Source organism: Micromonospora tarensis (assembly GCF_016803395.1).
GTDB classification, from domain to species: domain Bacteria; phylum Actinomycetota; class Actinomycetes; order Mycobacteriales; family Micromonosporaceae; genus Micromonospora; species Micromonospora tarensis.
On record NZ_JAEVHL010000174.1, the window covers coordinates 1 to 13,815 of the forward strand.

At 72.6% G+C, this 13,815-nt stretch carries 15 protein-coding genes, 1 pseudogene and 1 riboswitch; of the genes and pseudogenes, 11 read left to right on the forward strand and 5 right to left on the reverse strand.

The window, feature by feature from the left end:
• Positions 1-275 precede the first annotated feature (275 nt).
• A complete protein-coding gene (locus JM949_RS25705; RefSeq protein ID WP_110565634.1) occupies positions 276-767 on the reverse strand; it encodes a DUF3145 domain-containing protein in 492 nt (163 codons plus the stop codon).
• A gap of 310 nt (positions 768-1,077) precedes the next feature.
• Between JM949_RS25705 and JM949_RS25710 the strand changes: the two genes are divergently transcribed.
• Positions 1,078-1,407 carry a hypothetical protein gene (locus JM949_RS25710; RefSeq protein WP_203150847.1) on the forward strand — a complete coding sequence of 110 codons (330 nt, stop codon included), beginning with the start codon at positions 1,078-1,080 and terminating at the stop codon, positions 1,405-1,407.
• A gap of 326 nt (positions 1,408-1,733) precedes the next feature.
• On the opposite strand, the gene JM949_RS25715 is transcribed toward JM949_RS25710, so the two are convergent.
• Complete coding sequence (locus JM949_RS25715; RefSeq protein WP_238433880.1) at positions 1,734-2,357, reverse strand: carbonic anhydrase; 624 nt, start codon at positions 2,355-2,357, stop codon at positions 1,734-1,736.
• Between the two features lie 170 nt (positions 2,358-2,527).
• Here JM949_RS25715 and JM949_RS25720 point away from each other — a divergent pair, with 170 nt between their 5' ends.
• The 5 genes from JM949_RS25720 to JM949_RS25740 all read left to right on the forward strand — a co-directional run bounded on the left by JM949_RS25720 (position 2,528) and on the right by JM949_RS25740 (position 8,687).
• Positions 2,528-3,472: an alpha/beta fold hydrolase gene (locus JM949_RS25720; protein ID WP_203150859.1), complete on the forward strand. Its 945-nt coding sequence runs from the start codon at positions 2,528-2,530 to the stop codon at positions 3,470-3,472.
• A gap of 108 nt (positions 3,473-3,580) precedes the next feature.
• Entirely contained in the window at positions 3,581-5,698 is a 2,118-nt protein-coding gene (locus JM949_RS25725) for a HelD family protein (protein ID WP_203150849.1), read from the forward strand.
• Between the two features lie 106 nt (positions 5,699-5,804).
• Positions 5,805-6,722 carry a cation diffusion facilitator family transporter gene (locus JM949_RS25730; RefSeq protein ID WP_203150850.1) on the forward strand — a complete coding sequence of 306 codons (918 nt, stop codon included), beginning with the start codon at positions 5,805-5,807 and terminating at the stop codon, positions 6,720-6,722.
• A gap of 112 nt (positions 6,723-6,834) precedes the next feature.
• A riboswitch (cyclic di-AMP (ydaO/yuaA leader) is annotated at positions 6,835-6,966 on the forward strand.
• 56 nt (positions 6,967-7,022) lie between these two features.
• A complete protein-coding gene (locus tag JM949_RS25735; RefSeq protein WP_203150860.1) occupies positions 7,023-8,036 on the forward strand; it encodes a coiled-coil domain-containing protein in 1,014 nt (337 codons plus the stop codon).
• A gap of 141 nt (positions 8,037-8,177) precedes the next feature.
• Positions 8,178-8,687, forward strand: coding sequence for a hypothetical protein (locus tag JM949_RS25740; protein WP_203150851.1), 510 nt, complete (start codon positions 8,178-8,180; stop codon positions 8,685-8,687).
• A 234-nt stretch (positions 8,688-8,921) separates the two neighbouring features.
• Here the strand turns inward: JM949_RS25740 and JM949_RS25745 are convergent, their stop codons facing one another.
• Both JM949_RS25745 and JM949_RS25750 read right to left on the reverse strand, forming a co-directional pair.
• Positions 8,922-9,386, reverse strand: coding sequence for an SRPBCC family protein (locus JM949_RS25745; RefSeq protein ID WP_203150852.1), 465 nt, complete (start codon positions 9,384-9,386; stop codon positions 8,922-8,924).
• A 79-nt stretch (positions 9,387-9,465) separates the two neighbouring features.
• Positions 9,466-9,828 (reverse strand): STAS domain-containing protein, encoded by a 363-nt coding sequence (locus tag JM949_RS25750; protein WP_203150853.1) that lies wholly within the window; start codon positions 9,826-9,828, stop codon positions 9,466-9,468.
• Positions 9,829-10,213: 385 nt separating this feature from the next.
• Between JM949_RS25750 and JM949_RS25755 the strand changes: the two genes are divergently transcribed.
• The 5 genes from JM949_RS25755 (at position 10,214) to JM949_RS25775 (ending at position 13,251) form a co-directional block, all read left to right on the forward strand.
• Complete coding sequence (locus JM949_RS25755) at positions 10,214-10,354, forward strand: hypothetical protein (RefSeq protein ID WP_203150854.1); 141 nt, start codon at positions 10,214-10,216, stop codon at positions 10,352-10,354.
• Between the two features lie 137 nt (positions 10,355-10,491).
• Complete coding sequence (locus tag JM949_RS25760) at positions 10,492-10,890, forward strand: hypothetical protein (RefSeq protein ID WP_203150855.1); 399 nt, start codon at positions 10,492-10,494, stop codon at positions 10,888-10,890.
• Positions 10,891-11,457: 567 nt separating this feature from the next.
• On the forward strand, positions 11,458-12,144 hold the full coding sequence (locus JM949_RS25765; RefSeq protein ID WP_203150856.1) for a BON domain-containing protein: 687 nt from the start codon (positions 11,458-11,460) through the stop codon (positions 12,142-12,144).
• 64 nt (positions 12,145-12,208) lie between these two features.
• Entirely contained in the window at positions 12,209-12,706 is a 498-nt protein-coding gene (locus tag JM949_RS25770; RefSeq protein ID WP_203150857.1) for a redoxin domain-containing protein, read from the forward strand.
• Positions 12,703-13,251, forward strand: a complete 549-nt coding sequence (locus tag JM949_RS25775) for a DsbA family protein (RefSeq protein WP_203150858.1) — start codon at positions 12,703-12,705, stop codon at positions 13,249-13,251. The genes JM949_RS25770 and JM949_RS25775 overlap by 4 nt, the downstream gene beginning before the upstream one ends.
• A 12-nt stretch (positions 13,252-13,263) precedes the next feature.
• Here the strand turns inward: JM949_RS25775 and JM949_RS25780 are convergent.
• Positions 13,264-13,815 (reverse strand): annotated as a pseudogene (locus JM949_RS25780) (LuxR C-terminal-related transcriptional regulator); the annotation flags it as partial.

Below are 13,815 nucleotides of genomic sequence, written 5' to 3' on the forward strand. Positions count from 1 at the left end.
GGCGCGGCCGGCGGGGTCGCCGGCCGGCGGCGCGGCGCTCGGGGCGACAGACGTGCCCGGCGGGCTGGGCGTCGGGGCGGGGCGGTCCGGATCACCACCCGAGCAGCCGGAGACGAGGAGGGCGGTCAGGGCGACGACAGCGACGCCGGCGCGGCACGGGCGATTCGACACGTCGCCTATCCCAGCAGTTCCCCCTTATCGGGGCAACTTGACCTTACCGCCCGCACCCGTCACCGACGGTTCGTCCGCAGGTGGCCCGGCTGGCCGCGCTCGACTCAGCCGACCCGGGTGAGCAACGTCACCGGAGCCCCGTCGCCGGCGTACCGGTAGGGCTCCAGGTCTGCGTCCCAGGCCGTGCCGAGCGCCTTGTCCAGGGCGTGCGCCAGCGCCTCCGGGGCCCGGGAGGCAGCCATCAGCGCACGGAGCCGGTCCTCGCCGAGCTGGATGTCGCCGGCGACCCCGACGGTGGCCCGGAACAGTCCACGGGCCGGCACGTACATGAAGCGCTCACCGTCGACGCCGGGACTCGGCTCCTCGGTGACCTCGAAACGGATCATGGGCCACTGCCGGAGGGCAGCAGCCAGCTCGGCGCCCGTCCCCGGACGACCGGTCCACCCGCACTCGGCCCGGCGGGCGCCGGGGTCGACGGGCTGAGCCGTCCACTGCAGGTTGACCGGCGCGGCTAGGACGCGCGCGATCGCCCACTCGACGTGTGAGCACACGGCGAGTGGGGTCGAGTGGACGTATACGACGCCACGCGTTGGCACGGTGGACCTCCCGGAGAGCGAGGTGCGTCTTCCCCTACGACCTCGTCCACCCAGGTGGTTTCCGCAACACATGATTACTCCTGTGACGCGTGGTGCGCCAGGGAATCGGAAGAAACGCCGGCCGGAATAGCCGGACGGGTGGTTGCCGTTGCCCCTCAGGACACCGCGACGACCAGCATGATGTCGTGGTCCTGTACAGTTCCACCGGCGGCTTATGCCGCGTTACACCTCTGCGGGCCGAGCTCAGGTACGACCCGCACACAGCCCCCGGACGTCCAGTCCTCCCGTACGTCTTGCAAGGAGTACCTCCGTGGCGAGCAACACCTCTAAGACCGCGCGCGCGTCCGTCCGGGCCGGCCAGGCTGGCCAGGGTGGCGCCCTCAGCGTGCTGGGCGAGTTCAAGTACCTCATCCCGCTCAACGGCGGCAAGCACGCCTACGTGCGGAACCTGACCAATGGCAAGACCGCGCACCTGCGCACGGACTCCGACGCCTTCGTCGAGGAGATCCGCGTGCTGGCCGCCGCCGGCCACGCCGCCAAGATCCGCGCGGAGATCAACGGTCTGGCTGCCGCCCACCCGAACGACGGCTGGGAGGCCACCGAGAAGCGCCTGGTCGCGGCCGGCGTCTTCGAGGGCTGATCTCTCCCCCACCGCAACACCGTCGAACCGCCCGTCGGGATGTCCCGGCGGGCGGTTTCGCGTCCACGAACCGCAGCGACCGGACGGCGATGTACACCCGGGCCGAACCGACCTACTTGTGCGCGCATGCTGTCGAGCTGATGTCGTAACCGACTCGCACCGACTCCGCACTACCCCTGACCCAGAGATTCCGCTGATTCGGACACGACATCAGCTCCAAAGGACCAGCGCGGCACTACGGCCCCTGGCCCTGGAATGAGTCCGACCCGGGGCAGCATGCCCCGCCCGGGCAGCGGCGACGGGCCCGCAGCGGCCCCGAGCCGAGGTCAGACCGGGTCGATCAGGGCCACCTCGCCGGTGGCCAGGTCGTACAGGCCACCGACCACTGCCACCCGCCCCGCGGCGACCGGCCCGGCGAGCAGATCGTCGACCCGTAGCGCGTCCACCGTGCGCCGAACATGCTGGCGGATCGCCAACGCGAGCACCGCCGGATCGGTCAACCCCACCGCCAGCACCGCCGGGGCGATCTCGTCGACCAGGTGGGCCAGCGAGCCTCCGGGACGCACACCGGCGCGCAGCGCGTCCACCGTGGCGCCCACCGCCCCGCACCGCTCGTGGCCGAGGACCATCACCAGCGGTACGCCGAGCTGCCCGACCACGTATTCGATCGAGCCGCACACCGCGCGGTCGAGCACGTGCCCGCCGGTACGGATCACGCAGATCGCGCCGAAGGTCTGGTCGAAGATCGCCTCCAGCGGCACCCGCGAGTCGATGCAGCCCAGCACCACGGCGTACGGCTGTTGGTCGCCGGAGGCGGCGGCCGCGGCGGTGACGTCGTGCCCGTGCACGGGCTGGCCGCTGACGAACCGCCGGTTACCGGCGAGCAGATCGGCCAACGCGGCGCGGGGCGTTCCGCCGGCCTGCCGCTCCCGCTCCGACGCCGCGCCCAACGGCCTTCCTGACCACCCCATGTCGTTCAGCTTGGTCGGCCGCCGGTGACCACGGGCGAGCTCGGGAATGTTCGCCGCGACGCGATTGGCACGGCGCGATGGCGGGTAGCCGGTGTTACCGCCGGGTATCGGAGGTGCTGATGATGCCGGGCGACCCTGGGGAGGTGACGATGCCGGATCGGTTCGAGGTCGGTCTGCCGGACGGCGTCCGGCTGCACGTCGAGACGACGGGCCCGACGGACGCCCAGGTCACCGTCATCCTGTTGCACGGCTGGACGCTGGACGGGCGGGCCTGGCACCGGCAGGTCGAGGCGCTCACCGCCACGTTCGGCGAGGCGGTGCGGGTGGTCACCTACGACGCCCGGGGGCATGGCCGGTCCAGTTGCATGGCACTGCCCACCGCCACCCTGGCCCAGCTCGGTGACGACCTGGCCGCCGTGCTCGACGCGGTGGTACCGCACGGCCCGGTGGTCCTGGTCGGGCACTCGATGGGCGGCATGACGATCATGGAGTACGCCCACCGCCAGCCCGCGCACTTCGCCGCCCGTACGGCCGGGCTGGTCTTCGTCTCGACCACCGCCGAGGGGCACACGCACACCGTCTACGGGCTCTCGCCACGGATCGCCCGGCTGATCCGGCTCGCCGAGACGACCGGCGCCGGTGTACTGGCCCGGTGCGGCTCGTGGCGGGCACCCCGGGCACTGCTGACCGCGCTGCGACCGAGCATCCGGTGGATGCTCTTCGGTGACCGCTGCGAACCGGCCGACATCCGGCTGGTGACCTCGGCGGTGGCGCGGGCCTCGCTACGCTCGATCGGTGGTTTCCGCGCCTCCATCGGCACCCAGCACCGGCTGGACACCCTCGCCGCGTTGGCCCAGTTGCCGGCCGCCGCGCTGGTCGGCGACCGGGACCGACTGACCCCGCCGCCGTGCGCCGAGTCGATCGCCGCGGCTCTACCGGCCACCGAGTTGACCATCTGCCCGGGTGCCGGGCACATGCTGATGATGGAACGTCCGGACGAGGTCAACGCGGCACTCACCGGCGTTCTGCGCCGGGCGCTCGCCGAACCGCCGTTGCCGCGGCGCGACGCGACCGCCGCCGCGACGGGTGCCTGAGCACGTTCGCGCACCTCGGGCGCGGCGGGCCGGGCCCGGGGCCGTACCCTTCTGCGGTTGGCTCGCGCGGTTTCCGCCGCCTGCCGGCGACCCTCGAAGGAGCGTGCGTTGACCGACCAGACCGGCCTGGAGCAGGAGATCGCCGTCGAGCAACGACACCTCGACCGGGTGTACGCCCGACTGGCTGAGCTGCGGCGCTCGGCCGTGCGCGCCGAGCGGGACGGCTACCGGATGGCCCGGGTGGGCACGTTCGGCGCGCTGGTCGAGCGCGACGCGATGGTCTTCCACGCGGCGCAGCGGCGACACACGCTGGACGCCGAGCACGAGGGGCTGGTCTTCGGCCGGTTGGACCTGCGGGACCGTCAGGTGCTGCACGTGGGGCGGCTCGGGATCCGGGACGAGGACGCCACCACGCTTGTCGTCGACTGGCGTGCGCCGGCCGCCGCCGCCTTCTACCAGGCCACCCCGGCGCAGCCGTTGGACGTGGTGCGGCGCCGCACCATCCAGTCCCGCGCCGAGCGGGTCACCCGGATCGAGGACGACCTGTTGGACCCGACCGCCGCCCCGGAGGGGATGACTGTCGTCGGTGACGGCGCGTTGCTGGCCACCCTCTCCAAGGCCACCGGCCGGGGGATGCGCGACATCGTGGCGACGATCCAGCGGGAGCAGGACGAGGCGATCCGCTCGCCCGGCTCCGGGGTGACCATCGTCGCGGGCGGCCCCGGCACCGGCAAGACCGCTGTGGCCCTGCACCGGGCCGCGTTCCTGCTCTACTCCGACCGCAGCCGTTACGCCGGCGGCGGCATCCTGGTGGTGGGCCCGTCGTCGGTCTTCGTCGAGTACATCGGCTCCGTGCTGCCGTCGCTCGGTGAGGACACCGCGACCCTGCACTCGCTGGGCACCCTCTTCCCGGGGATGACCGCCACCCGCCCCGACCCGCCGGAGGTGGCGGCGGTGAAGGGCTCGCTGCGGATGCGCCGGGTGCTGGAGCGGGCGGCCCGCGACGCCGTGCCGGGTGGTCCGGGTGAGCTGCGGCTGCTCTACCGGGGCACGCTGCTGCGGCTGGACCGGGCCGCGCTGGACCGGATCCGGGACCGGGTGCTGCACCGGGGCGCGCGGCGTAACGAGGTGCGCCGGGCCGGTTTCGACGGGGTGTTCGCCGCGCTCTGGGCGCAGGCCCGTGAGCTGAGCAGCGGCCGGCTGCCGGAACAACCGGCCTTCGAGGCGGAGATCGCCGAGCGGTCGGAGTTCCGGGAGTTCCTCAAGGCGTGGTGGCCTCGGCTGCACCCCCGGCATGTGCTCGGCTGGCTGGCACAGCCGGACCGGCTGCGCCGGTACGCCGGGGGGATCCTCTCCTCGGCCGAGATCCGGCTCCTCGACGCCGCGTACCGGAACCTGGACTCGGCCGGGCTGACCATCGCCGACGTGGCACTGCTGGACGAGTTGGACGCGCTGCTCGGTAAGCCCGCGCAGCCGGCTCGCGCGCGACGTGACCCGTTCCAGCTCGCCGGCGGTGTCCGTGAGCTGAGCACCCTCGGCGACCGGCAGCGGGCCGCCCGCGCGGCGGCCCGGGAACGTCCGGAGGACTACCGGGAGTACGCGCACGTGGTGGTGGACGAGGCCCAGGACGTCTCGCCGATGCAGTGGCGGATGATCGGTCGGCGCGGCCGACTGGCCTCCTGGACGGTGGTGGGCGACCCCGCGCAGACCGCGTGGACCGGCGATCCGGAGGAGCTGATCCGGGCCCGCGACCAGGCGCTGGGCCGGCGCAAGCGGCACGACTTCACGCTCACCACCAACTACCGCAACTCGGCGGAGATCTTCGCGGTGGCGGCGGCGGAGATCCGTCGGCTCTACCCCGACCTGCCGCTGCCGAGCGCGGTTCGCTCCACCGGAGTCGAACCGGTCGAGCTGACGGTGCCGCCGACCGGGTTGGAGACCGCGACCGTGGAGGCGGCCACCGGCCTGTTGGCCGAGGTGGAGGGCACCGTCGGGGTGATCACGCCGGTCCCCCGCCGGGACGAGGTCGCCGGCTGGCTCGGCGCGCTCGGCGCGCCGAGGTTGCAGGTGGTGACCAGCCTGGAGGCCAAGGGCATGGAGTACGACGGGGTGGTGCTGGTCGCCCCGAGCGAGATCCGGGCGGATCCGGGCGCCGGGGTGCGCACCCTGTACGTCGCGCTCTCCCGGGCCACCCAGCGGCTCACCACCATCGACCCGACCGGCTGATCCGCCCGGGCGGGCGACGGCGGAGGACCCCGCCCGCACACTTGCACACATAGCGATGTGAACATACATTGGACCGGGTCCGGACTGGCGGCGGAGGGTAATTCACGTGGGCGCAGGTCATGACCACCATCATGGGTCCGTCGCCAATGCCGCACACCAGCACCGAGGTCGCCTCTGGGCGGCATTCGGGCTGCTCGCCACCCTGATGGTGATCGAGGCGGTGGCCGCCCTGCACACCGGCTCGCTCGCCCTGCTCTCCGACGCCGGGCACATGTTCACCGACGTGCTCGGCATCGGGATGGCGCTCGCCGCGATCACGGCGACCCGACGGGCCATCGGCGACCCGCAGCGCACCTTCGGGCTCTACCGACTCGAGGTCCTCGCCGCGCTGGCCAACGCCGTGCTGCTCTCCGGCGTCGCGGTCTACGTGGTGATCGAGGCGATCCGCCGCTTCGGCGACCCGCACGAGATCACCGCCGGGCCGGTGCTCGCGGTGGCCGTGCTCGGCCTGCTCGCCAACATCGTCGCCTTCGCCCTGCTGCGCGCCGGCGCCCGGGAGAGCATCAACCTCCAGGGCGCCTACCTGGAGGTGCTCGGTGACCTGCTCGGCTCGCTCGGCGTCATCGGCGCGGCGCTGCTCATCGCCGTCACCGACTGGTGGTGGGCCGACCCTCTGGTCGCGGTCGCCATCGGCGCGTTCATCCTGCCCCGCACCTGGCGGCTGGCGCGCGCCGCCGTGCGCATCCTGGTGCAGGCCGCCCCGGAGCACCTTCAGGTGACCGCCGTGCACGACCGACTGGCCGCTGTGCCCGGCGTGGTCGAGGTGCACGACCTGCACGTCTGGACGCTCACCTCGGGGATGGAGGTGGCCTCCGCACACCTGACCATGGCACCCGGCGCGGAGGTCGGCGCGGTGCTCACCGCGGCGCGTACGGCCCTGCACGAGGACTTCCGCATCGAGCACGCGACGCTGCAGATCGAGCCCGGTGCGGCCACCGGCGCGTGCGGCTCGATCGAATGGTGATCCGCGGTTTTCGTGATGACGCACGCACCGTCCGTCACATCGGCTGCAGCCGCCCCACCGGCACCGGTAAGCTCGGTCCCGGCCTCCACCAGGCGGCGCCTCCCGGCGCCGGTGGCGGTCGCCGCCTAATCGCCCGAACGGGCGAACCGGGGAACCACGTTCCTGGGGTGCATCCGCGTCAGCGGTAGGGATCTTCCGTCCCGAACCCGTCAGCTAACCCGGTCGGCGGCTGACGGAAGGACATGCGCAGTGGCACCAGCACGCCCACCCGCCGCCCGACTGGCGGCCCTGATCGTCGCGATGCTCGCCCTCGGCGTCGCGATCCCGGCCGGCGCCGCCTCGGCCGCTCCCCCGAACAGCCGGCAGGCCGCCGCCCCCGACTCCGACGAAGAGGGCGGCACCCCGGCGCTCCGCGCCCAACTCGAGGCCGCCAGCAAGGGCTACCTGGACGCGAAACGCGCCCTGGACGCCTCCGTGCAACGGCAGCAGCAGCTCGCCACCCGACTGAAGACCATCGAAGCCGAGCTGGCCCACCGCGACGAGAAGGTCGGCGAGATCGCCGTCGTGGCGTACCGCAGCGGCCGGCTCGGCGCGGTGTCGGCGCTGCTCAACAGCAACACCCCGGAAGGCTTCATGGACCGCGCCGCCGCGCTGGAGGCGGTGGCCGCCAACGAGGACCGGGTGCTCCAGGACCTGCTCGACACCAGGGACCAGGCCAACCGCACCCGGGTCGCCCTGGACGGCGAGATCAACGAACAGCGCAAGCAGGTCGCGGTGATGGCCAAGCGCAAGGAGCAGGCCGAACGGGCCCTGACCGTGGCCACCACACCCAAGCCGCAGACCACCGCCGACACCGACTCCAACCGCGGCACCTCCGCCGCAAACGCGAAGGCCGCGCCGCGCAACTCCGACGGCTCCTGGCCGTCGGAGTCGTGCAGCGTCAACGACCCCACCCCGGCCAGCGGCTGCATCACACCGCGCACGCTGCACGCGCTCAACCAGGCCAAGGCCGCCGGCTTCACCCGGTACGTCTCCTGCCACCGGTCCGGCGGCTCCGGTGAACACCCGAAGGGTCGGGCCTGCGACTTCGCGGCCCAGAAGAGCGGCTTCGGCGGCAACGCCACCGGCGGCGACAAGACGTACGGCAACAACCTGGCGGCGTACTTCATCCGCAACGCCGACCGGCTCGCCGTGCTCTACGTGATCTGGTACCGGCAGATCTGGCTGCCCAGTAGCGGGTGGAAGTCCTACAGCGGGGCGAACGGCACCCCGTCCACCGACCACACCAACCACGTACACCTGTCGGTCTACTGATGGTGGGCTGCCGGTGGGCCGCCGCGGCGGCTCACCGGCAGCCAGTGGTCGTCGTGGGGCCGGCTATACGTCCCCGGACGTAGCCCGGGTGTCGCCGGCGGTCGGACGACGAGGCCGGGATCCGCGGCGAGCATCGGGGGTATGCCTCGCATCCCACCGCCCGCGCGCAAGGCCCTGCTCACGCTGCACCTCGTCACCGCCCTCGGCTGGCTCGGCACCGACCTGGTGCTGCTCACGCTCGGTATCGCCGCGGGGCGTGGCGCCGACCCGGCGGTGGTGTACCCGGTCATGGCGCTGGTCGGCACGGCACTCTTCGCGCCGTTGAGCGTCCTGGTGTGGCTGGTCGGTGTCGCCAGCTCGCTGCTCACTCCGTGGGGCCTGGTGCGCTACCGCTGGGTGCTGGTCAAGCTGGTGCTCACCACGGTGATGGTCGGACTGGTGCTGTTCCTGCTCACCCCGAATCTGCGCCACGCCGGCGCGCTGGGCGCGGCCCTGCCCGCGCGTGATCGCGCCGACCTGGTGATCGCACCGGCGGTGTCGACCAGCCTGATGATCATCGCGACGGTGCTGTCCACCTACAAGCCGTGGGGCCGGCGGCGCACCGCCCAACCCACCCGGATGAACCGTCATCGCGCGACCACCCCGATCTAGGTGCCTTCGCCGCTGGCTGGGGGGGACCCGGCGCGCTCTCGGGTGGGAGTACCGCTGGCAAGCCGTATACCTGGGAGTCATATTCATACCTCTGAGGTATGTCGCTTACCGGAGTGGCACCGCCCCGACGGGCGTTGCCACAGCACTCTGCCTGATGCAGCGGCGGTGACATCCAGGTTCGCGCACTGTCAGTTCAGCGCGGCGGCGAACGCGACGTGACGGCGGCGGGGCGGGTCAGGTAAGCGGGGGGTCGCCGTTGCGGTCGAGGGCCGCGCCCAGGCGGGTGGCGAGGGCGAGGTGGGCGGCCTGGGCCTGGCGGAACGCGTACCGGAAGAGCGGACGCGGTGCGGTCAGGGTGATCTCGACGTCGATGCGGACCAGGCCGTCCGGCTCGGCCCGCAGCCGGGTGTGGTTGCGCACCGTGGTGGCCGGCCACTGCCGGGCCACCATGACGATCTCGTCGTCCTCGCTGATCAGCACGTCCGCGTGGTAGGTGGTCCGGAAGCGGATTGGGCCGGCCGCCAACCGGTCGTTGATCGTGTAGCTGGCCTGGGCGCCCGGCCGGGGCGGCACCCGGCGGACCTGGACGATCAGCGGGTGCAGCTCACCGTGCCGGGTCAGGTCGCTGAGCAACGCGGCCGCCTCGGCCGGCGAGCACCGGGCCTGGACGGTGTAGCTGAAGGTATCGCTGCTGGGCACACCGTCTCCCGCCGTCGCTGTTGGAGCAGCCGGGGCAGGCCGCACAGCCCGGCACGGACGTGGCGGGCCGCCGGTGCCGTCAGGCGCCGGGCAGCACCTCGGGGGTGGCGACACCGGCGAAGTAGGGCTCCGGGGCGCCGAAGAGGCCGAGCAGGCCGGTCACCCAGAGCTGCCGGTGCACGAACCGGCTCGGCTCGGTGACCACCAGCTTGACGTCGCTGACCTCGGCCGTCTGGAAGCCGGCGACCATGGCGCTGATGCCCACCGAGTCGATGAAGGTGACCAGCCTCATGTTCAGCTCGATGCGCAGCGGGCGGCTCTTGGCCAGCACCTCCGCGATCGCTTCGCGCACCTCGTACGCTGTGTCGACGTCGATCTCGCCTCGTGGGGCGATCTCCACGACTCCACCGGACAGCACAGACTTCACGATCGACAGGCTCACGCGAGCACCTCCACCCGCCCGTCCCCCGGGCGCCTCATCAGTACGCGGGCCGCGACCGACAGTATTCCTCCGACGGCCTCGGTCGCCACCCCTCGGGATGAGCAATTCGCGGATCCGGACCCACAAAGCCGCCCATATCCGTACTTTTCAGTATCTGAACTCAAGACTTTTTGTTATTTGACCATCGGCGATCGGTCGGCACCGACGCGCCGCCGACCAGGGTAGCGGTCCCAGCCCGACGCGCCCGACAACCGGTCCGCGAGGTCCGCCCGCCCCGTGTGCCACCGGCGTGTCGCCCGCGGTCCCCCGATCCGAGCCGCGCCCACGGTTTGCCAACGCGCCCTAGCATCGGTCCGAGACACCCACGTGACGGAGAGGATCTTCGATGATCAAGCGACTGGCTGGGCTGGCCGGTGTCGGCGTCCTACTCGCTCTCGTGCTGGCCTGCGGTTTCGGTGGCGGGGACGACGATGACGACGATGACGACGACTTCGCTCGCGCCGTGACCGTGTCCGTGCTGCGCTGACCCAGCGGCGATCCGGGTAGGGCGGGTTTGCGCCCGACCGACGCGGGGCACTGCGGGATAGGCGAAACCGTGACGCGCTGGAAAGACGCCGAAGTCCGAAGTGGCCGGCGGCTTCGGCACCCGAGGAGGTAACCACGATGTTCGGAACCAACCTGCTGGACCGCCGCAGCAAGCCGGAGCGAATCGCGGACCAGGCCTGGGAGCACCTGGTCTCCGCTGTCAGCTCCGCCGGGGACAGTGTGCGCGACACCGCCCGTTCGGCCCGTCGCAACAGCAGCGATTTCGCCGACGGGGCAGGTGACCTGGTGGGATCCGCCGGCCGACGAGCGCGACGCCGCGCCTCGCTGGCCTTCGACGCGCTCGCCGGCCGCCAGCCGGCGCTGCCCTGGACGCTCCTGATCGGCGCCGCGCTCGTCGGTGCGGCGGTCGGCTGGGCCGTCGGCTCCGCCGCGCGGGCCGCCGGCAGCCGGGACGATCGGGCCGTCGACGACGTGGAGTTCGTCGACGTCGACCGGCCCAACTCCCCCGCCGTCTAGACGACAACAGCACCGGCGGCCGCTCGACTGAGTCGAGCGGGCCGCCGTCAGTGCCGCCACCCCGCGGGACCGGTCCGCCGGGTGCCGGACCCCTCAGGCAGCCCGGCGGACCGGCGTTCGGGTACTGACCCGGTGCCCCGCCCGGATCAGGTGCTCAGCGGCTGGTGCGGATGATGGCGGCCGAAGCCGTCCGGCGGCGGTGGGATGGGACCACCATGACGGCTGTTGACGGACCGAACCCCGGGGGACGGGTCTCGATCACGTGCTGACGCCGGCCCGGGGGACGGGCCCGGCGACGGCGACGGAGAAGCTGCCCTGGCTCCCCGCACCCGACGCGACGGCTCTCGCTATCGAGGACGCGATTACGGTAACCGAAAACGGCTCGCTTTGGAAGCGCTCCCACCATCGATGCGGATGCGTCTCCCCGACGCACTCACCCGCCCCGGTCACGTCGTCACCCGTCCCGGGCGAGGGCGGCTCACCCCGGGCGGCGGCAGGATCAGCGCAGGGCGGACGTCCGGCCGCAGCCGCACCCGGTCCGCCGTCGGAACGCCGGAGGAGGGACAGATGGCCACCGCGGAAATCAACCGCACCGACCAGGACATCCAGTCCGCCGTCCTGGACGAGCTGACCTGGGAACCGCGGGTGCAGCCGCACGAGATCGGCGTGACCGTCGCCGACGGCGTCGTCACCCTGACCGGCCGGGTGGACAGCTACGCCAAGAAGTGGGCAGCCGAACGGGCCGCCCACCGGGTCGCCTCGGTCCGGGCGGTCGCCAACGACGTGGCCGTGCAGCTGACCGGCGACACCGAACGCGCCGATCCCGACCTGGCCGCCGCCGCCAGCCACGGGCTGGAATGGGACGCGTTCGTGCCCATCGAGAAGCTCCAGGTCACCGTCTCCGCCGGCTGGGTGACGCTGCACGGCGACGTCGAATGGGAGTACCAACGGCGCGCAGCCGAACGCGCTGTCGCCCGACTCACCGGGGTCCGCGGAGTGAGTAACGGCATCACCGTCCGGCCGGCCGCCGCGCCGGACGGCCGAAACCTGGCCGATCGGATCGTCGACGCGCTCGCCCGAGCCGGCGCGACCGAGGCCGAGCGGATCAGCGTCCGGGTGCACGGCGACACCGCGATACTCGCCGGGCTGGTGCACTCGATGCCGGAGCGGGCCGAGGTGGAGCGGATCGCCTGGTCGGCGCCGGGCATCCGGGAGGTGCAGAACCACATCGCGGTCGCCCCGGTGCTGCGCTGAGCACGCGCGGAACCACCCGGGGCGGGTGAGCCCGTCTCACCCACCCCGGGAGCAGGCTGGTGGCATGAGTGATCCGAACGGGCTGATCCAACCGGGGCGTATTGCTCCCGGTTTCACAGTGCCGGCCACCCCGGACGGGGGTCTGACCGGGCCTGAGCAGTTCCGTGGCCGGCCGGTCGTACTCGCCTTCTATCCCGCCGACTGGAGCCCGGTCTGCGGCGACCAGATGGCGCTCTACCAGTCGGCGGCACCCGTCTTCGCCCAGTACCAGGCGGTGGTGCTCGGCGTCTCGGTCGACAGCATCTGGTCGCACCGGGCGTTCGCCGAGAGCCGGGGCATCGAGTTCCCGCTGCTCGCCGACTTCGAGCCCAAGGGCGAGGTGGCTCGCCAGTACGGCGCGTACCAGCCGCGGGGCGAGGCGGCCCGCGCGCTGGTGGTGCTCGACCCGGCGGGGACGGTGAGCTGGAGCCACCTGTCGCCGCCGGACGTCAACCCCGGCGCCGACGGCATCTTCGACGCGCTGGACCAACTCGCCGCCGACCGGAAGGTGACCGTCGGATGACCACGCCCTTGCAGGTCACCGCCCGACTTCGCGACCCGGTGAGCACCGCGGACCACATCCGCGGGCCGGCGGACGCGGCGGTGACAGTCGTCGAGTACGGCGACTTCCAGTGCCAGTTCTGCGGTGCCGCCTACCCGAACCTGCACGAGTTGTTGCGGCAGCGGGCCGACACCGTGCGGCTGGTCTACCGCTACTTCCCGATCGCCAACGTGCACCCGTACGCCGAGCGCGCCGCCGAGACGGCCGAGGCCGCCGGGGTCCGGGGCCGGTTCTGGGAGATGCACGACTGGCTCTACGAGCACCAGGACCAGCTCGACCCGGTGCACCTCTCACTCGGTGTCGAACAGGTCGGATTGCCGCCGGACGAGTTGAACGCCGAGGTGGAGAACCGCACGCACGCGGACCGGGTGCGCCGGGACTTCGTGGGCGGCATCCGCAGCGGGGTGAACGGCACGCCCACCCTGTTCATCAACGGCGTCCGGCACGACGGCGGGTACGATCTGCCCGACCTGTTGGCGGCCACGGACGCCGCCGCCGACGCCTGACCGCCGACCGACTCAGATCAGCCGCAGCTCGCGCGCCCGCCGGACCGCCTCGCGCCGACGGGTGGCGTCGAGTTTGCGGTAGATGTTGCGGACGTGGGTCTTCACCGTGTTGACCGAGAGGGACAGCTCGCTGGCGATCTCCACGTTGGACAGGATGCTCTGTAGGTAACGCAGAATGGTCAACTCCCGCTCGGTGAGCGGCTCGTCGAGCCCGCCCCTCGGCTGGACGGCGGCCCGGCGGGGTTCTCGCCGGCATCCCGTACCAGGTCGCTGACCAGCGCGAAGTGCGCGGTACCGGCGTCCAGACGCGCGGCCAGCAGGTCCCGGACCGGCGGCTCGGCGCGGGTGAAGACCCGCCGACAGCCCGGTGGGCCGGCCAGGTCCAGCAGCTGCTCCAGGACCCGACCCGCCCGACGCCCGTCCCCGGCCCGCTCGGCCAGCACCGCGTCCAGCAGCCCCGCGTCCAGACCCGCCGACAGCCCGGTGGGCCGGCCAGGTCCAGCAGCTGCTCCAGGACCCGACCCGCCCGACGCCCGTCCCCGGCCCGCTCGGCCAGCACCGCGT

Coding starts and splice junctions, on each gene's coding strand:
- JM949_RS25720 (WP_203150859.1), top strand. CDS start 2,528: ATGCCGGATCGGTTCGAGGTCGGTCTGCCGGACGGCGTCCGGCTGCAC.
- JM949_RS25735 (WP_203150860.1), top strand. CDS start 7,023: ATGCTCGCCCTCGGCGTCGCGATCCCGGCCGGCGCCGCCTCGGCCGCT.
- JM949_RS25740 (WP_203150851.1), top strand. CDS start 8,178: ATGCCTCGCATCCCACCGCCCGCGCGCAAGGCCCTGCTCACGCTGCAC.
- JM949_RS25755 (WP_203150854.1), top strand. CDS start 10,214: ATGATCAAGCGACTGGCTGGGCTGGCCGGTGTCGGCGTCCTACTCGCT.
- JM949_RS25760 (WP_203150855.1), top strand. CDS start 10,492: ATGTTCGGAACCAACCTGCTGGACCGCCGCAGCAAGCCGGAGCGAATC.
- JM949_RS25765 (WP_203150856.1), top strand. CDS start 11,458: ATGGCCACCGCGGAAATCAACCGCACCGACCAGGACATCCAGTCCGCC.
- JM949_RS25770 (WP_203150857.1), top strand. CDS start 12,209: ATGAGTGATCCGAACGGGCTGATCCAACCGGGGCGTATTGCTCCCGGT.
- JM949_RS25775 (WP_203150858.1), top strand. CDS start 12,703: ATGACCACGCCCTTGCAGGTCACCGCCCGACTTCGCGACCCGGTGAGC.